Annotated in this window: 19 protein-coding genes; 10 read left to right on the top strand and 9 right to left on the bottom strand. The window is 66.9% G+C overall.

Going from position 1 to position 18,673, the window contains the following annotated elements; all coding sequences use genetic code 11:
- Window positions 1–325 (top strand): transposase (locus tag ACFSKW_RS29490; RefSeq protein WP_379575728.1); only part of this gene is annotated, 325 nt, incomplete at its 5' end.
- A gap of 676 nt (window positions 326–1,001) precedes the next feature.
- Here ACFSKW_RS29490 and ACFSKW_RS29485 read toward each other — a convergent pair.
- A complete protein-coding gene (locus ACFSKW_RS29485) occupies window positions 1,002–2,045 on the bottom strand; it encodes a WD40 repeat domain-containing protein (RefSeq protein WP_379575731.1) in 1,044 nt (347 codons plus the stop codon).
- Window positions 2,046–2,472: 427 nt separating this feature from the next.
- On the opposite strand from ACFSKW_RS29485, the gene ACFSKW_RS29480 reads away from it, so the two are divergent.
- Together ACFSKW_RS29480 and ACFSKW_RS29475 are read left to right on the top strand one after the other, a co-directional pair.
- Complete coding sequence (locus ACFSKW_RS29480) at window positions 2,473–2,649, top strand: hypothetical protein (RefSeq protein WP_379575727.1); 177 nt, start codon at window positions 2,473–2,475, stop codon at window positions 2,647–2,649.
- A 313-nt stretch (window positions 2,650–2,962) separates the two neighbouring features.
- On the top strand, window positions 2,963–3,439 hold the full coding sequence (locus tag ACFSKW_RS29475; protein ID WP_379575726.1) for a hypothetical protein: 477 nt from the start codon (window positions 2,963–2,965) through the stop codon (window positions 3,437–3,439).
- Window positions 3,440–3,893: 454 nt separating this feature from the next.
- Here the strand turns inward: ACFSKW_RS29475 and ACFSKW_RS29470 are convergent, their stop codons facing one another.
- Together ACFSKW_RS29470 and ACFSKW_RS29465 are read right to left on the bottom strand one after the other, a co-directional pair.
- Window positions 3,894–4,334, bottom strand: coding sequence for a hypothetical protein (locus ACFSKW_RS29470; RefSeq protein WP_379575725.1), 441 nt, complete (start codon window positions 4,332–4,334; stop codon window positions 3,894–3,896).
- A 57-nt stretch (window positions 4,335–4,391) separates the two neighbouring features.
- Window positions 4,392–4,667 (bottom strand): hypothetical protein, encoded by a 276-nt coding sequence (locus ACFSKW_RS29465; RefSeq protein WP_379575724.1) that lies wholly within the window; start codon window positions 4,665–4,667, stop codon window positions 4,392–4,394.
- 262 nt (window positions 4,668–4,929) lie between these two features.
- Between ACFSKW_RS29465 and ACFSKW_RS29460 the strand changes: the two genes are divergently transcribed.
- From ACFSKW_RS29460 to ACFSKW_RS29440, 5 genes are all read left to right on the top strand, one after another.
- A complete protein-coding gene (locus ACFSKW_RS29460; RefSeq protein ID WP_379575723.1) occupies window positions 4,930–6,639 on the top strand; it encodes an asparagine synthase-related protein in 1,710 nt (569 codons plus the stop codon).
- Between the two features lie 780 nt (window positions 6,640–7,419).
- The gene (locus ACFSKW_RS29455; protein ID WP_379575722.1) at window positions 7,420–7,659 is read left to right on the top strand and encodes a hypothetical protein; all 240 of its coding nucleotides are present in this window, start codon (window positions 7,420–7,422) and stop codon (window positions 7,657–7,659) included.
- Window positions 7,660–8,284: 625 nt separating this feature from the next.
- On the top strand, window positions 8,285–8,644 hold the full coding sequence (locus ACFSKW_RS29450) for a nuclear transport factor 2 family protein (protein ID WP_379575721.1): 360 nt from the start codon (window positions 8,285–8,287) through the stop codon (window positions 8,642–8,644).
- A 150-nt stretch (window positions 8,645–8,794) separates the two neighbouring features.
- Complete coding sequence (locus tag ACFSKW_RS29445; RefSeq protein WP_379575720.1) at window positions 8,795–9,277, top strand: hypothetical protein; 483 nt, start codon at window positions 8,795–8,797, stop codon at window positions 9,275–9,277.
- 1,047 nt (window positions 9,278–10,324) lie between these two features.
- Window positions 10,325–10,753, top strand: coding sequence for a DUF2267 domain-containing protein (locus ACFSKW_RS29440; protein ID WP_379575730.1), 429 nt, complete (start codon window positions 10,325–10,327; stop codon window positions 10,751–10,753).
- A gap of 2 nt (window positions 10,754–10,755) precedes the next feature.
- Here ACFSKW_RS29440 and ACFSKW_RS29435 read toward each other — a convergent pair whose 3' ends face one another.
- The 3 genes from ACFSKW_RS29435 to ACFSKW_RS29425 form a co-directional block, all read right to left on the bottom strand.
- Window positions 10,756–10,944, bottom strand: a complete 189-nt coding sequence (locus tag ACFSKW_RS29435; RefSeq protein WP_379575719.1) for a hypothetical protein — start codon at window positions 10,942–10,944, stop codon at window positions 10,756–10,758.
- A 231-nt stretch (window positions 10,945–11,175) separates the two neighbouring features.
- The gene (locus ACFSKW_RS29430; protein WP_379575718.1) at window positions 11,176–11,595 is read right to left on the bottom strand and encodes an integrase core domain-containing protein; all 420 of its coding nucleotides are present in this window, start codon (window positions 11,593–11,595) and stop codon (window positions 11,176–11,178) included.
- 82 nt (window positions 11,596–11,677) lie between these two features.
- Window positions 11,678–11,908, bottom strand: coding sequence for a hypothetical protein (locus ACFSKW_RS29425; protein WP_379575717.1), 231 nt, complete (start codon window positions 11,906–11,908; stop codon window positions 11,678–11,680).
- A gap of 504 nt (window positions 11,909–12,412) precedes the next feature.
- Here ACFSKW_RS29425 and ACFSKW_RS29420 point away from each other — a divergent pair.
- Window positions 12,413–12,913, top strand: a complete 501-nt coding sequence (locus ACFSKW_RS29420; protein WP_379575716.1) for a phosphate-starvation-inducible PsiE family protein — start codon at window positions 12,413–12,415, stop codon at window positions 12,911–12,913.
- Window positions 12,914–12,985: 72 nt separating this feature from the next.
- On the opposite strand, the gene ACFSKW_RS29415 is transcribed toward ACFSKW_RS29420, so the two are convergent.
- From ACFSKW_RS29415 to ACFSKW_RS29405, 3 genes are all read right to left on the bottom strand, one after another.
- The gene (locus ACFSKW_RS29415) at window positions 12,986–14,878 is read right to left on the bottom strand and encodes an MFS transporter (protein WP_379575715.1); all 1,893 of its coding nucleotides are present in this window, start codon (window positions 14,876–14,878) and stop codon (window positions 12,986–12,988) included.
- A gap of 401 nt (window positions 14,879–15,279) precedes the next feature.
- On the bottom strand, window positions 15,280–17,514 hold the full coding sequence (locus ACFSKW_RS29410; RefSeq protein ID WP_379575714.1) for a LuxR C-terminal-related transcriptional regulator: 2,235 nt from the start codon (window positions 17,512–17,514) through the stop codon (window positions 15,280–15,282).
- Entirely contained in the window at window positions 17,502–18,056 is a 555-nt protein-coding gene (locus tag ACFSKW_RS29405; protein ID WP_379575713.1) for an ATP-binding protein, read from the bottom strand. The genes ACFSKW_RS29410 and ACFSKW_RS29405 overlap by 13 nt, the downstream gene beginning before the upstream one ends.
- A gap of 308 nt (window positions 18,057–18,364) precedes the next feature.
- On the opposite strand from ACFSKW_RS29405, the gene ACFSKW_RS29400 reads away from it, so the two are divergent.
- Window positions 18,365–18,673 (top strand): Hsp70 family protein (locus tag ACFSKW_RS29400; protein ID WP_379575729.1); only part of this gene is annotated, 309 nt, incomplete at its 3' end.

The following is an 18,673-nucleotide window of genomic DNA, read 5'->3' as shown; positions in this document are numbered from 1 at the left end:
ACTCGTTCGTCACACATCGAGCATCGACACCCTCGCCCTATCCCTGCAGCTACGCCTTTGCATCAATCATCTAGACGCCTCCAGCGGCGATCAGATCCGGCACCGGCTCAACACCGGCGGCAACCGCCAGCTCAACTCCGCCCTACACACCATCGCCGTATGCCAAGCCCGTGATCCCGGTCCCGGGCGCGTCTACTACCAGCGGAAAATCACCGAGAACAAAACCCCCGCCGAAGCCCGCCGCGCGCCCAAACGACGCCTGTCCAACGTGATCTACCGACACATCCGAAAAGACCAACAACGAGTCGCACCCGCAGCCGCTTGACACACAGAGGCGCTATCAAGCCACACGCGGCCAGCCCGACACACCTTCGGGAGTGCACCCCAGAAGAGGCGACAGATCGTGCCGATGGCACCAGAAGGACCAAGGCCAGGTAAGACAAGGGTCAACCTCAGGGGAGAACACTTCCTGCCCCTGCAACGACATCCGCAGCAGCAGTCGTTCCCGATAGCACCAGTCTCACTGGTAAGACAGCAACGAGGCTCCCGGTCGGGGCATCGGATCTTGGTCGACTGCTGTCTTATCGGGAGCCTCGTCTCATCCGCCACCGCTTTGCGACGTACCCATCGTGACCAGCGCCGTCACGATGGAAAGGGCTCATGGATCAGGGGTGGCGTGAAGCGCTGCCTCCCGGCCGTTCCGGCGCCGAGATGATCGACAAGGAATCGCCTCTCACATCTCCGTAGCTCGCCCACCTGCCCCCTGTAACCCTCTTGGTGCTCACGTCCACTTCTTCTGTGTGGCCTGTCGTCTTCACCCACGAGGAGCGCTCATGGCGGAGTACCGGTTCCACTCTCCCCCTGGTTGGCCGGTCCCGTTCCGCGGCTGGAAGCCTCGAGCGGGGTGGCAGCCGGATCCGTCGTGGCCCCCGACTCCCGCGGGGTTGGACAACCGACAGCCCGAACTGTTGGACTGAAGTCGGCCCATTGGTCGTGACGCACTACTCGAAGCGCCAGATCCGCACGCTTGCGTCGTATCCGCTTGACACGATCACCTTTGCACCATCGGTACGTTGCCCAATCGCCACTGCCCATACGGGCTCAGTGTGGCCTTTCCATGGCCGCCCGAGAGACCTACCGGTATTCAGATCCCACAAACGCAAGACCTTGTCGCCACCTGCCGAGATAATCGTCGTCCTCCCGCGCACTTCACCAATAGCAAGTGCGAGAACCAGATCAGAGTGCCCGACCAAGGGGCGCCCCAGGGGTCTGCCGCTCTCCAAATCCCAGCGTCGGACGGTGTTGTCTCCGCCTGCTGACACAATAACGCCAGCGCCACCTCGCCTCTTCGATATCGCCACCTCGAGAACTTCGCCAGTGTGCCCCTTCATCGGGCGCCCCACCGGCTTACCGGTGTCTAGGTCCCAAATCCGAATCGTCTTGTCGTAGCTGGCCGAAGCGATTACTCGCGTCCCATCGCGGCGCTGCCCGACTACTACCTTTAGCACCTGATCCTTGTGTCCCTTCAAGGGCTTCCCCAGCGGCTCACCGGTATCAAGACTCCACAGATGAATTGCTTTGTCCTCGCCGCCAGAGATGATTACTGGGGTGCCATCACTGCGTTGGCCAACGGCGACCGTCCAAATGTCGGCGGGTGCACTGAGAGGCCGCCCAATCGGCTTTCCTGTATCAAGATCCCAGATTCGAATGGTCGCGTCCCAGCTTCCTGAAACGATGACTCGTGTTCCATCTGTGCGACGACCGAGAGCTACAGCAACAACGTCAAGGTCATGCCCCTTGAGAGATGCCCAGAGAGGCTTACCTGTATCCAAGCTCCAAATTCGAACTGTGTCTCCGGCACCGGCCACGATGACCCTCGTGCCATCGCTCCGCTCTCCGACGGTCAGAGCTGCTGCTCTTACCCGTATCCCCGATAGAGGCTTGCCATTGGGTGGCGCTACCTCTGAAGCATGGGCAACGCCGAGAACTCCCACTGACTTGGGCCCGATCGGCTGAGAGGTCCCATACGCAGGCCCGACAGACATGGGCAGGATCAGAGCTAGCGCAAGTCCAACCCACCCAGCTCTCCAGGCTCGCGCGCGGTACCGAGTATCCGATGCTGCGCCTCGACGGGCGAGGTCTTTCATGAACAGCTCCCTGATTCCCACATTGTTAATCAGAGGCACCCTATATGGGCAAATAGGCGATCACCAGGGCTGTCATGCAACTTCAGGAGAATTCGTTCAGCACCCGGCCGGTCGAACTCTGCCTGATCATGCCCTGCCAGATCTCTGCTGCTGCGCACTGCCGAATAGCCCTCATAGAGATCAAGGGCGGCGCAAGCGCCGCCACGCGGCCCGAGCTTGCGGGCCGCACGCTGCGCGTGCGGCCTGGGGGCCGTTCTCGCGCGCGCCCGCCACTCGGGCCGCGCCTGCCCTTGGCGCCAGCTTCCAGCCCATTAGGGTCATCGTCATGGACGAGAACGATGCCGTCATCGACTTTCCCAGCGGCGCCGCGCTTCTCTTCGGCGAGATCGTCGTCTGGACCGTCCTTCTCCTACCGACCGCCATCTTTCTTATCTGGGTCGCCAGCGTGATGGCGCGCCGCTCAAAACAGAGCCTCCGGCGGGGCCCTCGGGATCAAGGATGATCGCGACGGGCGGCAGGCAGTCAGTGGCTGAGGTGGAAGCCTGATCGTCCCGTCACCATCGCCCCAGGACAAGCCCAGCAGACCAGGGGGCAGGGGTGAAGGTCGTTCTTCCAGTGGGGAGCTCCACCTTCACCCTTGGCCCCTGACCCGCTCCCCTGACGGGTGGGACGACGGTGACGGGACGATCGAGCGGGAGGCTGCTCGGTGGAGTTCGCCCAGCCCTGACCCTCTTTCGCACATACGCGCGATTCCCCTAGTCTGTCGCCTGACGCGGTAGACCGAGCGACCACGGCCGGAGGCTCAGTTGGGAGTCTTGTACGACTACTACCGGGCAGCTGACAGACAGGCCGCCATGGTTGATCCGGACAGTGGCCGTGCCGCTCCTGGGACCGTGTTCGACGCAGTGGACGCCAAGGGGATTGATCCCCGCGTCATTCTCGGACACCTCATCGCCCTCATCAGGGATGTCCCTTATGACCTGGATCTCATAGAGACGATCAGCCTCTATCCACCGCCGGAGGGCGGGCCCCAGAGTCTTGAGGAGTGGGAAGCGCTACCGGAAGACTCGCCGTACAAGGAAGGGCCCTGCATTGAGGAGCTCCCCACCGACGTACGCGACACACTGGCCGGCGTTCCTGATGGCCGATTGGCCGATCTAGTCGAACGGTGGGAGCAGGAGTTCTTCGCACCGCCAGACGGCGGCTACCTGACGACGCTGATCGCAGAGCTGAGAGATCTCGCCCAGCGAGCGCAGGCGGAAGATCAGACGATCTATTGCTGGATATGCTGATAGGCCCGAGCCAGCGTTGGATCCCAGTTGCAGTTCGAGTCGCAGTTCTAGTCCGTTCAGGGACGTTCCAGGCAGGTCACGCACCCTCGCTGGTCTGCATGGAACCACTCAGAACGGCCTCTGAGCGCACTTAAATCCGCGGGTTCCCGGATGAACTTGCTTTCCTGGCATGCAGAGTGGTGACGGCCTCCGGCGTATCCAGCATCCCCCGGCGTCGTGCCCGATCGCCTACGGCTTGGCGTGCCAAGCCATACCCGTGCAGGGAGGCGCGGCGCAATGCCGAAGACCGCAGTACTTGTGGTGATTCAGCGTGGCGAGGCTCGATGTCAATGTGGCACTTGCATAGCTTGAGGTAAATAATTCATGCGGTCGGTGCACTCGGCCCGTACGGTGCGTACCCACCGCTCGGCGTAGCAATTGGCCCGCGGCGTGCGCGGCGGGGTCTTCACCACCGTCACGCCCGCGCCGGCGAAAACCGCGTCGAATGCGCTGGTGACTTGGTATCTCGGTCACGGATGAGGAAGCGGAAGGAACTGACCCGGTCACCGAGGTCCATGAACAAGTTGCGGGCCTGCTGAACCGTCCACGCTCCTGCCGGGATGGCGGTGACTCCCAGGACATGCACACGCCGGGTGGCGATCTCCATGACGAACAGCACGTACAGGCGCTTCAAGAAGACCGTGTCGACATGGAAGAAATCAACGGCCAGCAAACCTTGCGCCTGGGCGCGTGGAAAGGTCCTCCACGAGGTGTCGGTGCTTCGCGGAGCCGGGCCGACCCGCCGGCTCCGCAAGATCCGCTGCACGGTCGCTTCACTCACGCGATAGCCGGGCCCGACCAGCTCACCATGCACCCGGCGATACCCCCAGGCCGGGTTCTCCCCCGTCAGACGCACCGCCAGGTCCCGAATCTCCCTGCTCGTTCTCGGGCGGCCGGACCGGCCTGGATATGCCTACCGGTGCCGGACCAGGCGGCGGTGCCAGGCCAGCAGGGTGCCCGGCGTCACCAGCCGGTGAGCCCGCAACCCGGGCGGCAGGAGTCGCGCCAGCGCGGGTAGGAGCGCTCGATCGGCCCAGTTCGGCTTCGGCCGGACGACCTGACGCTGCAGCACCGCCACCTCATGCCGCAGCACCATGATCTCGACATCCTTGACCGCCTCACTTCGCCCCAGGAGCACCAGCCAGCCGAACACCCGGACCACGATCAGATACAGGAGACGGACAGACACAAGAACCGATCTTGCCCGTACCGCCGCATCAGGTCGATCCGCATGTCAAGCACCCTGCGGTGGCTTTTGAAGCGGTGCAGGTCATCCTGACGGCCCGAGTGGGGCGCCGGGGCGAGTGAGCGTCAGCACATCTTCAACACAGTGTTGTCAACGGGCGCGGCCCGATTCCGCCGTATCCCGGTGGCACCGGCGTGCGCCCCGACCGCGAAAGTGAAACGCCGCAACGGTGGATACCTAGAAAGGCACAACAACCGGGGGCATCATGAGGGTCTTTCTCGCCGTGGCCGCGAAACCGCACCAGCGCGCGGCCGTACAACATGCCGTCCAGCGGGCCAGGGACGCCATCACGGCGGCCTTCCCCGTTCGGCCCGAGCTCATCCGCGCCACCGAGTGGCGAGCCGCGCACGGCGGTGTCCACCTGCTGGCCTGGACCAACGAACCGGACTGGTCACCGTCGGCGGCTCCGGACGGCGTCATCGCCGTCGCCGGGCACCATCCGGGGGACGTGCGCGCGCTGACCGGTGACGCGGCCGGCGAGCCTGGCTGCTTCGCCGCCTTCCGCGCGGACGAGGACGGCATCAGCGCCTCGACGTCGCTCGCCCCGGCCGACCCCGTCTACTACGCCGAGACGAGCGAGTTCCACGTGGTCGGCAATCGGGCGCTGCTGGTGCGGCTGGCCGCCTTCGGCGACATCCGCCATGACGTGCCGGCCCTGCAGTCGCTCGCCCGCCAGGGCTACTTCCTGTCGGAGGAGACGCCCTACGCCGGCGTCCGGTCGCTGCCGCCCGCCTCCCGGCTGGTGGCCGGCGAGCGGCTGACCATCACCACCGACCCGCTGCCCGAGGGCGTCAACCGTACCGGATCGCAGCGGGTCGCCGCGGGGCTGCTGGCGGCGGTGGAGCCGCTGCTGCAGACGCCCGATCCGGTACGGCTGACGCTCACCGGCGGCCGGGACAGCCGCCTGATCGCGGCGCTGCTGCACGCAGCCGGCATCCCGTTCCACGCGGTCACCTCCGGCTTCGACGACCATCCCGACGTGGTGGTGGCCCGCCAGGTGGCCGCGGCGCTCGGCGTCGAGCACGAGGTGCAGGCGCCACCGCTGACGCCGCGCAGCGAGCTGCGGGTGGCGCATCCGGCCGACCGCGTCGACAACGTGCTGCGGGTGTGCGAGGGCATGCTGTCGGCCTACGAGAACATCACCGGCGACGGCGCCTACAGCCTGCGCCCGTCGCTGGGCGGGCACAACGGGGAGATCCTGCGCGGGGGCTACCTGTCGGGCATGGAGGAGGCCACTCCTGAGGCGGTGCGGCGCAGGACCCAGTCGCTGTTCCTGGCGCACCGCGCGCTGTTCACCGACGCGGCCAACGCCCACGCCGAGGAGCTGGCCTGGCGCTCGGACACGCTGCACGTGCCCGACCACCTGTACCTGCGATTCCGGGTGGGCCGCTGGCACGCAGCCTCCCGCGCGGCCATGCTGCGCAGGGGTACGCCCGTGCAACCGTTCTTGGACAACCGGGTGATCGCGGCCGCGCTCGCGCTCGATCCCGGGTTCAGGCGTTCGGAGCGGCTGGTCCACAAGCTGATCAAGACGTTCGCGCCGGCGCTGGCGGCGGTGCCGCTGGAGGGAGGGCAGTGGCGCTTCCGGTCCGAAGGGCGCCTGGCCCGGCTGTGGAGCAGTGCGCAGCGCCTGCCGTCCAGGCGGCAGGACAAGCCGTGGAACTGGCGTGCCGAACCAGGCGAGGAGATCGCCGGCGAGCTGGAGCGTGCCATCATGTCCTCGCCCGACCTCGGCGAGATCGTGCGGCTGGACAAGGTACCCGCGCTCTTCGACGGCGGCAAGCTCACCAAGGCGCCGCTCGTCTGGCACCTGTACACGGTGGCGGGCCTGCTGTCCACCGACGTCACCGGCCCGCGGCCCGCGGCCCGCGAGACGCTGCTGGTGCAGACGCGGCGACCCAAGGTGACGTCGTGAGGCCGGCTGCTCGGAACCGTTCCGGATGAGGAGACGTCATGTCGCGCAGGGCCGCGCTTGTCAGCGGAGGCAGCCGCGGGATCGCCCAAACAAGATCAGTCCGGTGCGCTTCACACATCCGCTCCTGCCCCCGGCTCTACGAACAGCACGGCGGGGTGTGGTGAAGGTACGGGTCGACGTTTGCCGGCTATCCGCTGATAACGGGGTGGTGATGGCCGCCCGCGCCCAGCAGGAGAGCCGATGACCACCCCCACACTCCCCGCGTTCCGTAGCGTGAAGGCCTTCGGCGGCCGCCACGACGAATCCCTCCGGGCCCCAGATCATGATCGACCATACGGCGCACTCATTCGAGGGCGGAAATCCCCGGACTCACCGGTGGCCGTGGTGAACGCCGCCGACCCGGCCAGCCCGGCCTGCCCCGTGTGCAACGCGCCGGTTCTTGCTGACAGCCCATCGCCGAGTCATACTCGGCACTGCAAGTAATGAATTGGTCACAGGGAGTGCTGTGAAACGTGTCGTCGCCCCTGCTCTCGCAGCAGCCACTATCGTCCTTGGCTTCGCCTCGCCGGCTCTGGCCTTGCCTCAGATCGCGCGTTGGCAATGCACGGTGGGCGGCGGCAGTGCCGTACCTATTGACGGAAGACTCATATGCGTCGGCGGGTGGTTCCACGGCGAGTACGTCGAATAGCCGATAGGGCGTAGAACCCCGCGCGTACCACCATAGGTGCGGACGGGATCAGGACTCAGGCCCAGTAGCCCGCCGCCGAACTCGCCGCGGCGTTGGCCACGATCCCCGCCGGCGTCGACGGCGACCAGGCCGACGTCGAGCCGCCGACCGGCTGGGAGAACGAGCTCGGCGAGCCGGCAGGCCGCGTGACCAGGCTGGCCAACACCGTCAGCGGCAGCGCCCGCGACCACCAGGCCGTCACCGCCGACTGGCGGCACGCCACCCGCATCGCCGGGATACGTCGCATGCCGAGCAGCTCGCTGGCAGGCGACGAAAGCCCTATCTCACCGTGAGATCCCACCACGAGTTTCCGGACTTTTCGGGCACCCCTACGCGCGGGCACGCGAGACCTCGGGGCCAGCGCCCCTGAAGGCGATGGTTATCTAGGGGTTGTCAAGCGAACTAGCTGGTCAACCGCTTGAAGGTCTGTCAGGCACGTCAGGCAAGTAGGCAGCCGCGCCTGCCCTGGCAGGGGGGCGTCAAGAGGGCCATCAACCGCATGAGAAGACCCCGCTGGATCTTGCCAGTGGGGTGGTGCTCGAAGCAGGGCAGCGAAAGAGCGCTAAGGGCGGCTGGTCCGATGGCCTGCGGGCCTGATGGATGATGCCAGAGTGGCACGCTTTGAGAAGTTCGTGGAGGAACTGCTCGACTTCCTGCTGACGCGGCTGGATGAGGCCGGGTTCGAGCGACTCATCGCCCATGACCCCCAGCGAATGTGTGCCCCTTTCATCTTCTCGGGCGGCGGCCGTGTGGAGCAGCGAAGCATGTGGTTCACGGGGTGCTGCGCCTGCTCGCGGATCCCCTCAGGAGGGTTCGGCGGGGACATCAAGGCCGAAGCATGGCCATGCTTTCATGTTCGGTCTTTGACGCTGCAGTTCGCTGATGACCCGGAATACTGCCAGGGGTGGAGGCCTGAGTATGCGTTCTTCGCATCGGGGAGGCTCATCCACCAGGCTCGCCGGAGACGTCGAGGAGCTCGACCGGCTGCTCGACGAGCGGCTGATCTTCACCGGACCGCCGGACGGCTCGTGCCACCTGCGGGCCAAGCAGCTCGACCTCGACAACCGCCGCTCGCGCAGGCAGGTGATGACCAAGCTCATCCAGGAGGATCTCACCGTGCTCGTTGCGGGCACCACCGGCGTCACCTGCTTCCTGGGCACATTGGAAGGTACGTTCGCGGGCACGCCGTTCGCCATGCGGCTGCGCTACACCCGCACCTGGGTGCATACCGACGAGCACAGCTGGCGCATCCTGGCCGCCCACGCCAGCCCGGCATAACGTCACTCCCGCCTGCTCAAGGCAGCCTTTACGGGCGAGGTGATGCACGGGTCGCTTTGGTGATCGACCGGCTGACCAAGTGCTCGGGGCCGTACTGGGAGCAGGTCTCCGACAGGCGTCTCTCGACCTCGACCGGCACGGCTATCATTCATGATCGTGTCGATGTGGTTGAACCTGGCGAAGATCGATGTCGAGCTGCTGGAATCCGTTCGGGCGAACCCCGACCTGATCGGCGCGATCTTCTTCGACGACGGGCAGGCGCCCGTCGGCTTCCATCATGAAGCCGACGTGTTCGGAGATGACTACCGAACCCTCGATGCCATCGCACAGGGCAGAGCCGAGGCCGAGCATGAGAGTGCGCAGTGGCGGGAGTGTTATCCCTGGCTCGCGGCGGCGACCGGCGAGACCGGTGAGAACGACGTGGAGGGCTACGAGTTCGACTACGGCCCGGCGTTCGTCCTCGATCCCGGCCAGGTGACGGCGATCGCGCAGGGCCTGATGGGCGAGGGATGGGGATTCGGCGCCGCTCGACGGGACGCGGCGGACGGCGTTTATGAGGGGTTTGAGGACCTCGGGCCGTTCTACGCGGCGGCGGCACGAGAGGGCAAGGCCATCGTGGGCGGGGTGAGCTGACCCGCTGCCGTGGCCACCGCACGTTCGGCGGCCCCGGGTCGGTCCACCAGGCGCGGCCCGTGCACCAGCACGGGTCCAGCCGAGATACGAGACACCGCCTCTTGCTCATGCTCGGCGCGGACCGCGAGCAGACGCCCGAGGAGCGCCTCGCAGCGACGCGGCGGCCCCGAACGCAACGTACGCCCCGCCCTAGTGGGCGGGGCGTACGCGGCTCAGGCCTCCAGGCGCTTCCACCTTCCCCTCAGCGCTGGTTGGCGGCAGACGTCGGGAGGCGCTGGTCGGGGCAAGATCGCCCGAGGTCGGTAGGCGCCTCCCGCTCGGCTGGATCGACGCTCAGTTCCCACCGGAGTTTGACGGCGGTCCACTCGGCCGCGTACCGGCACCGAGCCGCCTCATACGGCGGGAGCCAGCTCGCGGGATCTTGGTCCGCCTTCTGGCGGTTCGATCTTGCGGTGGTGTCGACGAGGTGCCACCGGTATGCCGGGCCCTCCGGCCAGGCGGCCTCGCAGGTGCTCGCGGTAGGGGACGACCAGGGTGGCGCCGTACTTGGGCCGGGCGCAGGAGATCGTCGGCCGAGGCTGCGCGAGCGTAGCGTTTGACCGTGTTGAATCCCCAGCCCAGGCGCCGGGCGCACTCGCCCAGCCCAAGTCCCTGGTCGAGGAGGGTGTGGACCTGCGCGTGCTTGCGGCGGGCGCGGCCCCGGGCAGGCGGCCAGGGGCGGGCAGGTGGCGGCCCATAGCTTGCCGCGATCAGGGCGTCGAACGCTTCGCGTAGCCACTGATCGTCAGCACAGATCAGCTCCGCGAACTCACCGTCCACGCGCCCGCCTTGTCGCAGCGTACGAAGCAGCCTCTCGACCTGGCGCCATTCCCGTTCGCGTCCCCGCATCTCGTCCTCTCCAACCGAGCCTTTCCTGCGCCGGAGCGGCGAATCCCATGCCTGTCGAGATCTTTTGTGCTCGGTGCACTACATGTCTTGGGGATGTGGTCCGGGGGCGGCTGGAGCCAGGGTTGTAGTGCCGCGAGAGAACGCGAAGGGGTGGACGAGATGGCGGAGACCGGTTATGCGCCGTTCAACCGGACGGTGGACAAGACGAACCGGGTCCTGCGAGAGATCGAGGAGGCGCACGGTTGGTCCGCTGAGCACCGGAACCGGTCCTACGCCGCTCTCCGGGCGGTGCTTCACGCGCTGCGCGACCGGCTGTCCGTCGAGGAGAGCGCGCACCTCGCCGCCCAGCTGCCGCTGCTGATCCGTGGTCTCTATTACGAGGGCTGGCGCCCGGGCGTGGTTCCGGTGAAAGTCAACCGCGAGGAGTTCCTCGACCGTGTGTCAAGCGGGGTGGACTTCGAATTCCAGGAGAATACGGAAGATCTCGTCAAGACGGTTTTGCAGGCGCTCAGGAAGCACATTACCGACGGTGAGTGGGAGGACGTGAAATCGAGCATGCCGAGGGACTTGGCTTCGGTGCTGCCCTAGGGTCAGGTCTTTCGCCGTCGGCGCAGGGCGCGGATGAGCCGGAGCGGCAGAAGTCCCACCAGGGGGGCTCGCCTGCCGAGATCGTCCCGGTCCTCTTTGTCGAAAGCCTCGGCGTAGCGGCGGGCATCCTCGGCGGAGGCGTACCGTTTGGCGCCGCCTGCCTCGCAGCCTCGCTGGCACTGCCAGCTCATCGTCTCCCCTTCGCTGGTGAACCGGAACCGATGCCCGAGAACCCGACAGCGAAGCATGTAGCCCACCGTACAGCGCAGCACCGCCGGGGCTGCGCTGACCCGCCATCCGTCGGTGTTATGTGAAGGAGCCTTGGCCATGACCACAGAGTGGCTTGGCACCGTTCGAACCGATATCCCCTGTAGCGCGTCAAAACTCGCGCGCATGATCTGAGCTGGGGTTCTCCGGCCGGGCTATGCAGCTCGGCGGTACTCGTTGATCGCTTCTCCGAGTACCTTGTGGCGTTCGATTCGGCCTTGCGTTGGTACCACAGTCTGCTCGTCTTGATCGGGTGGTCGTTGCCCACGCACCTGGTGGGATCGGTGGCCGTTGTAGTGATCGATGTACTCGTCCAGTACCGCGCGCAGGTGACGTTCACCGTAGATCAGCATACGGTCGATCACCTCGGCGCGTACCGTACGGATCCACCGCTCGGCATAGCAATTCGCCCGCGGTGTCCGCGGCGGCGTCTTCAGCACCGTGATACCCGCAGCGGCGAAGATCTCATCGAAGACGGCGGTGAACTTGGCGGCTCGATCGCGGACGAGGAAGCGGAACGACGCCGCTCGCTCGCCGAGGTTATCAAGAGATTGCGGGCCTGCTGAGCGGTCCACGCGCCGGCCGGGTGGGAGGTCACACCCAAGATGTGGACGCACCGCGTGTGGACTTCCATCACGAACAACACGTACAGGTACTTCAGAAAGATCGTGTCAACGTGGAAGAAGTCGCACGCCAAAGCCCCTTGGCCTGCGATCGCAGGAAGACGCGCCACGAGGTGGCGAGATTTCGAGGTGCCGGAGCGAAGCGGCGGGAGCGCAGAACGCGCCGCTCAGTCGCCTCGCTGACCTGATAGCCGAGCCGCACCAGTTCCCCCTGCACGCGGCGGTAGCCCCACGCAGGGTTCTCGCGCGCCAGGCGAATGATCAAGTCCCGGACCCGGACGTCGCTGCTCGTCCTTGGCCGTCCGCCGCGATGCGGATAGGTCCAGGCCCCTCGCAGCAGACGCCGGTGCCAAGTCAGCGAGGACGACGGCCGATTCGACGGGCGCCGGCATGCTGCCAGCACGACGTCCGGCTGATCCGGGCATAGAGCGCTTGAGCTTGCAACGGTTCGCGCACGCGGCCAACCGCACGCGACGCCCGCTTCCCTCCGCCAGGCCTGCGGTGACTTCTCGGAGCTCTCAGAGGTGGCTGGACCTGCGGAGATCATGATTATCCTGATTGCCTTACGGGGAAGATGCCGGTGATGGCTCAGATTGCTCCGGCCGTGGCCGTAGCCGTAGCCGTGAGAGCGGCGCCTTATGTCAGGACCGTCACGGTCGCTCTCGACCTCTCGAGCCCCCGGATCGGATTCCAGGTTGACCACATGGCGAACCAACCGCAGATGCCCGCCGCACCCAGACCTTCCTCTCCGGCCCCTTCAGCGCTCCCGGTGATCCACAGACCGGCGAACGCACGGCTGCTGAGCATCCTGGTCGCCGCCGAGCATGTGATCCTCTATCTGGTCTCGTTCGTGCTGGTGGCCGTAGGGGTGGGCATTCTGGTCCTGATGTGTTTCACGATCATACGAGGCGATACGTCCGGGGCGGAGAAAATCATCATCGTCCTCGAGGAGCTCCTCCTCGTTCTGATCGTTCTAGAGATATTCGTGACGGTGCAGACCCACCTCGAGGGGGGCCGCCTCCAGTTGGAGCCGTTCATCATCGTCGGCATCATCGCGATCGTGCGGCACATCCTGTCGGTGGTCGTCAGGCTGAGCATTCCGGTGTCCTCGGCCCAGAACCGTGAGCAGCTCATAGAGCTGGCTGTCTACGCGGGGTGCGCCTTCGTGCTGGTCGCCGCGCTGGCTCTCGCACGGTGGTCACAGCGACGTCCCGGCCCATCTCGCGATGGGCAGGGAAGTCGCTCGGACACGTCCGTTCCGCCTCAGTGAGGGTTTCACGAAGCCTTACCGAACGATTCTCGACGATCATCCTTGTCCCGATTCGAGGACCGATCAGAGCCCTCAGGAAGATCGATTGTCGTCGGCCGGGCCGTATTTGTCATCGGAGAAGCGCTTGATGACGCCTTCCCGAACGGCCTCTCTCAGGGCGGCGCCGAAGCGGCCGGGGCCCCACCAACGCCCGCCGACCACCTGCTCCAGCTTGTCGCGCGACACGGGCCCCTGCTGGTCGGCTGCGCGGGCCAGGTCCTCAATCTCCTGATCGCGATCGCGATCCGCCATCGCGGCGTACCTCGACGTCGTGCCGGTGGTGGCAGCCATGCCAGGCGAGTAGAACGAGTTACCAGGGCCGGGGCGGAATCGCCTGAGCCCGCTGCGCTCCCAGTCCCTGCGGCGCGCACTGCGCAGCTGGATCCGTTCATCGCGCTCGTGCAATTGCCGCCTGCCTTCCTCGGACAGGCCCGCTTCTCTCCCTGCCCGCACGAGCACGGCCTGCTGGGCCGGGTCTGCCTCGGCTTCCTCGGCGGTGAGCGGCATGGCGATGTTCTCCAGCGACTGCTGCTCGGCGCGGACGCCGAAGGCCAGCTCGGCCACCCCGCCCAACGCCATGGCGGCGGCGCCGATGAAGAAGCCGAGAGCGACCAGTGAGGGGTTGCCGCTGTGGATGAACTGGCCGAAGAGCGCGGGACCGGTGATGCCGCCGATGGCGGTGCCGACCGCGAAGAACAGGGATATCGCCAGCGCTCTGGTTTCCATGGGGAAGACCTCGCTGACGGTGAGGTACGCCGAGCTGGCCCCGGCCGAGGCGAAGAAGAACGTCAACGCGACGAGTGTCATGAACGAGGCCGTGGTGAGGCTGCCATTCATGAAGAGGACGGCGATCAGGGCCGTCAGGCCGGCTGACACGAAGTAGGTGCCGGAGATCATCGGAATGCGTCCGACGGTATCGAAGAGCCGTCCCAGCAGGAGCGGCCCGAGGAAGTTGCCGAGCGCGAAGATGGCCATGAAGTACGGAACCGCCCCCGATGCGACACCGAAGAAGCCGCTGAGGATCGTGCCCAGGTCGAAGGTCACGGCGTTGTAGAGGAAGGCCTGACCGATGAAGAGCGCGAGGCCGAGGATCGCCCGTCGCGGATAGCGCTGCATCGCGACCCTGGCGATCTCTCTGAAGGGGATCACGTCACGCTGCCGGATGGTTATCGAGGCGCCGGGCGGCGCGAGCTCCTTGCCCGTCTCCTGGCGCACTTCGGCCTCGATCTGGTCGACAATGCGCTCGGCCTCCTCCTCGCGGCCATGGATGAACAGCCATCGAGGGCTTTCCGGCACGTTACGTCGCACCAGCATGATCGCGACTCCGAGCACCCCGCCGATGCCGAAAGCCAGGCGCCAGCCGACGTGCATCGGGAACAGGGCGGTAGAGAGCAACGCGAGCGCCGCCACGCTGCCGATCGCCGACCCGAGCCAGTAGCTCCCGTTGATGGCGAGGTCGACCTGCCCGCGATTGCGCGCTGGGATGAGCTCGTCGATGGCTGAATTGATCGCGGCGTACTCACCGCCGATACCCATGCCGGTCAAGAACCTGAAGAGGAAGAGGTACCACGGAGCGAAGGCGAGCGCGGTCAGCACCGTCGCGATGACATAGATCATCAACGTGATCATGAACAACTTCTTACGCCCGTATCGGTCCGTGAGCTGACCGAAGATCAACGCCCCGAGACAGGCGCCTGCAACGTAGATCGCCGCAGCCGTCCCGATGTCGGCGGCGGTCAGGTCGATCCCGCTGCCCCGCTCGGTCATCCGTGACGCGATCGCGCCGACGATCGTCACCTCGAGCCCGTCGAGGATCCAGACGGCGCCCAGACCGATGACGATCCTCCAGTGGAAACGCGACCACGGCAGCCGGTCCAAGCGGGCCGGGACCTGGGTGCGAATCGCGCGAACCTCTGTGGCTTCCATGGCAGGCGGCTCTCCCTGAGAGGCGGACGCGGATATGCGTGTGCCGGTGGTTAACCTTCGACTGATGCTTCGTTGTAGCGTTTTCAGCCATCGGTATCGCTTCTCGAGCGAGCGCGATACCACGCGCTGGCACTGCCGGCGCGGCTGCGGCGCGGGCGGGGACAAGCGCTACGCGAGTGCGGACGCGGCCCGCCGCTATGCCATCGCCTTCGACCGGGAGGACAGGGAGGACCTCGGCCGCCGAGCCCCCCTTGTGGGGCTCTTCCCGCTCCGCCTCCTCCGCGCGGCACTCCGCCGGCGCCGCCGGTCCTGAGCCGTCCTGTGCAGGCTCGAAGGCGTCGGACCAGTTCAATGCTTTCGGTCGCCGCGCGTGCCCGCATCCCTCAACTGGGTAGTAGTGACTACCCCCTGCCCGGCGGGCCGGGGTGAAGGTAAGCCTCTTCGACGGTCAGGCGGGTCAGGTCGACGCGGGAATTGATGTCGAGCTTGCGGAAGATCTGGCGCAGATGGAACGCGACCGTGTGAACGCTGATGAACATCTGGTCGGCCACCTGGCGGTTTGTCAGCCCCTGGGCGACCAGGCGGGCGACCAGGCGCTGGGTGGCGGTCAGCCCCTCCCATCCCAGTGCCGTCCCCTCGCCGCGAGCCCAGTGGCGGTGCCGTACACCGAGCCTGCGCAGCCGGCGGCGCGCCCGGGCGGCGTCTCGCACCGCCCCCATCGCCTCGTACCCGGCGAGCGCGTCGTCGAGGCTGCGGATCGCGCCGTCGCGCTCCCCATTCAGCGCGAGTGCCGCCCCGAGATCCTCCCTGGCAGATGCTTGCGCGTAGTCGTCACCGGCATGGGCGACGGCGACAGCGAGGGCCGACACGTCCTGGTCGAGCAGGCCACGTGCGTGCGCCGCTGCGGCCAGGAACAGGGGGAAGTCCGAGTTGTCAGCGGCCAGACGGTCGGCCGCCGCGACGACGGTCTCGGCTCGTCGCCGATCATCTACGCTCAATGCGAGGCGGACCAGCCACGCCGCGACGGTCGGCTCCACGACGAGCAGCGAGCGACGCTGATCGAGCACGGGATAGAGGCCTGCGATCAGCGCCATAGCCCTGCGCGGCTGGCCCAGAGCCTCAGCCACCTGTGCGGCGACCACTTGGCAGCGCATCTGCCCGTGTGTCGCCGCGTAGTCGGGCAGCAGGGCGCGGTCGGTCTCCACACAGGCGGCCGCCGTTTGAAGATCTCCACGTCTCAATGCCGCCGTACCGAGTACCGCCATACCCATCGACGTGAACAAATGCGTGCCCAGCGTGTCGGCGGCGGCCAGACCGGCCTCTGCCCGCGTGACCGCGTCCGTCAGCCGGTGGCACGCCAGCTCCAAGCGGGCACCGAGGATGGCCGGGCCTATCGCCCATGCGGTATGGCCGAGCTTCTTGGCCTCCTCACGAGCCGCCTGGAGCACGGTCTCCGCCTCGCTGAGCCGGCGAATGTCGAGCAGCATCGACGCCAGGGCCAGCTTGGGGTGGGTACGGCGAGCCGCTCTCGAGCCCTCGTTCGCAAGCTGTACGGCTTTCCGAGCCAGGCGAAGCCCGTCAATGAGCCTGCCGCGGTCCCACTGGGCGACCGAGAGGACCACGAGAGCCGAGACCATCACGGCGTCACCGCGGCGCTCGGTGCCCGCCAGGATCGATTCGGCCTGCCGTATGGCGCAGTCGCCGTCTTGCTGCCCGGCGAGGGCGTAGAGGAGCGTCGCCAGGGCTTCGTCGCGAGTCCCGTCGGGAAGGGTGGGCTCCGCGAGTGCCGCCTCGGCCTCGATCACCGCGTCGGCCATCTGCCCGGCCAGAAGGAGGATGGCCGAGAGCGCGCACCGTAGCTGGGCCACCGCCGGTGGCGGGAGAGGCTGGGCCAGCGCCCTGGTGATCAGGTCGGTGGCTCCCGTCAGCTGCCCCGCTTCGGTCATGGCGTGCGCGGCGGTCAGCGTGCGTGTGAAGTGTTGCGGAGAGTCGTCGTCGGTGAGCTCCATCGCCCGCACCGCGATATCGGCGGCGGTCCCGGGAGCATCAGCGAGGAGTTCGTTCACCGCCTGGTCGAGCTCTGCCAGCGTGCGCGTGTCACCGTGCTGGCCGCCGAGCAGGAGATGGGTGGCCGCCCCGACGGCGGACCCGCCCCGCTCCAGCAGGAGCCCGCCGATCTGGTGGTGCAGGGCCTGGCGCACCGGTGGTGGCAGCCCCTCGACGACAGCCTTCCTGACCAGGTCATGCCGGAACCGGAGAGAATCCGATCCGACCACCAGGACTTGGGCGTCCATGGCCTCGTCGAGGGCGGGGAGCAAGGTGGCCGGCGTCCTGCCGAGCGCCTCGGCCACATCCTCGGGCGAGAACGACTGCCCCAGCACCGCCGCGGTCTCGACCAGCTGGCGGGCTTGGCTGCTCAGCCGTTCGAGACGCCGCGTCACGAGGCCCTGGAGTCGTTGCGGAAGTCGCTCGGAGGCCAGATGGGCCAGCCCGCCGGAGACGCTGATCGTCTGCTCCTCGCGGAGCCCGGTCATAAGCTCGACCAGGAGGATGGGGTTGCCGCCCGCCCCCGCTGCCAGCTCCAGCAGCTCGTGGCCGGGCGGCGCGATCAGAAGGTCGGCGATCACCTCGGCCACGGCGTCGGGGAAAGAGGGGCGAGCTCCAGTCGGACCGCCCCCTCCGCCTCAAGAGCGGTGAACAGGCGTTCCACCTCTGTGCCGTGGCGGTCGGTGCTCCGCGCGAGCATCCAGACGAGAGGCTGCGGCGACAGCTGTGACTCCAGGGTCCTCAAGGCCATCAAAGTCACTGGATCCGCCCACTGCAGATCGTCCAGGACCACGACGAGCGGATTGCGGGACGCGAGTGCTTCGGCCCTGGCACGGAGCCGCTCGACCAGCATGATGCGCGTATCGACCGTAGGTGCCTGGCTGATCAGCGTGATCGGCGATTCGTTGAACGCCGAGAACAGCGGCGCCATCGGAACAAGCTGTCCCAGCTCCTCCGCGTGCCCGACCGCGAGGGAGAACCCCAGCTCGGCGGCCGTGTCGGCGGCCTCGGCGAGGAACCTGCTCTTTCCCGTGCCGGACTCACCGTCGAGGAGAAGTACCGCGCTCTTTCCCGACCTCGCAGCGCGGAAGAGCCCGAGGGCTACCCGCCATTCGCGCTCACGTCCACGCATTCGGTCACTCTCGACTGGGTTGTGAAGATGTGCCGCCGAACGTCACGAGGGGTTACGCCCATCGTATGCGAGGCGTTCGCGCATCCCCCACCGGGTAGCCGCGACGCCGGGCACCTCGTCGATGGGTGCCGTTCAGCGCCAGGGACCGTTTCCGGAGCAAGCCTCAAACAAAGGGGCCCTTCGCCGTGCCTGGCGAAGAATCGAGGTCTGACTCAGCTCAGCTCTCAGGAGGTGGTCTGGGGTGCGATCGCCGGTGCGGTGGCCCCGTCGGAATCGATCTCGGTACGACGAACTCAGTGATCGCCGCGATGGAGGGCGGGCAACCCACCGTCATTCCCAACACCGAGGGATCACGCACGACTCCCTCAGTGGTGGCCTTCACCGACCAGGGCGAACGCCTGGTCGGACAGCTGGCCAGACGGCAGGCCATCCTCAACCCCAAGGGGACGATCTACTCAGCCAAACGCTTCATCGGGCGGCGCTTCGACGAGGTGACGAGCGAGCAGACCGCCGTCTCGTTCGACGTCGTGCCCGGGCCGGGAGGCGAGGCCCGTTTCGAGATCCGCGGCAAGCAGTACACGCCGGAGGAGATCTCCGCGCTGGTGATCCGCAAGCTC

Origin of the sequence: Nonomuraea mangrovi (assembly GCF_042681425.1) — a bacterium.
In the GTDB taxonomy this organism is placed as follows: Bacteria; Actinomycetota; Actinomycetes; order Streptosporangiales; family Streptosporangiaceae; genus Nonomuraea; species Nonomuraea mangrovi.
Note: the sequence above shows the minus strand (reverse complement) of the source record. Positions and strands in the feature narration are given on the sequence as shown.

Bases quoted from the DNA above. Each gene is read 5' to 3' on its own strand.
- ACFSKW_RS29435 (WP_379575719.1), bottom strand. From the start codon at position 10,944: ATGAGCTGGCAGTGCCAGCGAGGCTGCGAGGCAGGCGGCGCCAAACGG.
- ACFSKW_RS29450 (WP_379575721.1), top strand. From the start codon at position 8,285: ATGCGTTCTTCGCATCGGGGAGGCTCATCCACCAGGCTCGCCGGAGAC.
- ACFSKW_RS29445 (WP_379575720.1), top strand. From the start codon at position 8,795: ATGATCGTGTCGATGTGGTTGAACCTGGCGAAGATCGATGTCGAGCTG.
- ACFSKW_RS29485 (WP_379575731.1), bottom strand. From the start codon at position 2,045: ATGTCTGTCGGGCCTGCGTATGGGACCTCTCAGCCGATCGGGCCCAAG.
- ACFSKW_RS29415 (WP_379575715.1), bottom strand. From the start codon at position 14,878: ATGGAAGCCACAGAGGTTCGCGCGATTCGCACCCAGGTCCCGGCCCGC.
- ACFSKW_RS29440 (WP_379575730.1), top strand. From the start codon at position 10,325: ATGGCGGAGACCGGTTATGCGCCGTTCAACCGGACGGTGGACAAGACG.
- ACFSKW_RS29405 (WP_379575713.1), bottom strand. From the start codon at position 18,056: ATGCGTGGACGTGAGCGCGAATGGCGGGTAGCCCTCGGGCTCTTCCGC.
- ACFSKW_RS29480 (WP_379575727.1), top strand. From the start codon at position 2,473: ATGGACGAGAACGATGCCGTCATCGACTTTCCCAGCGGCGCCGCGCTT.
- ACFSKW_RS29460 (WP_379575723.1), top strand. From the start codon at position 4,930: ATGAGGGTCTTTCTCGCCGTGGCCGCGAAACCGCACCAGCGCGCGGCC.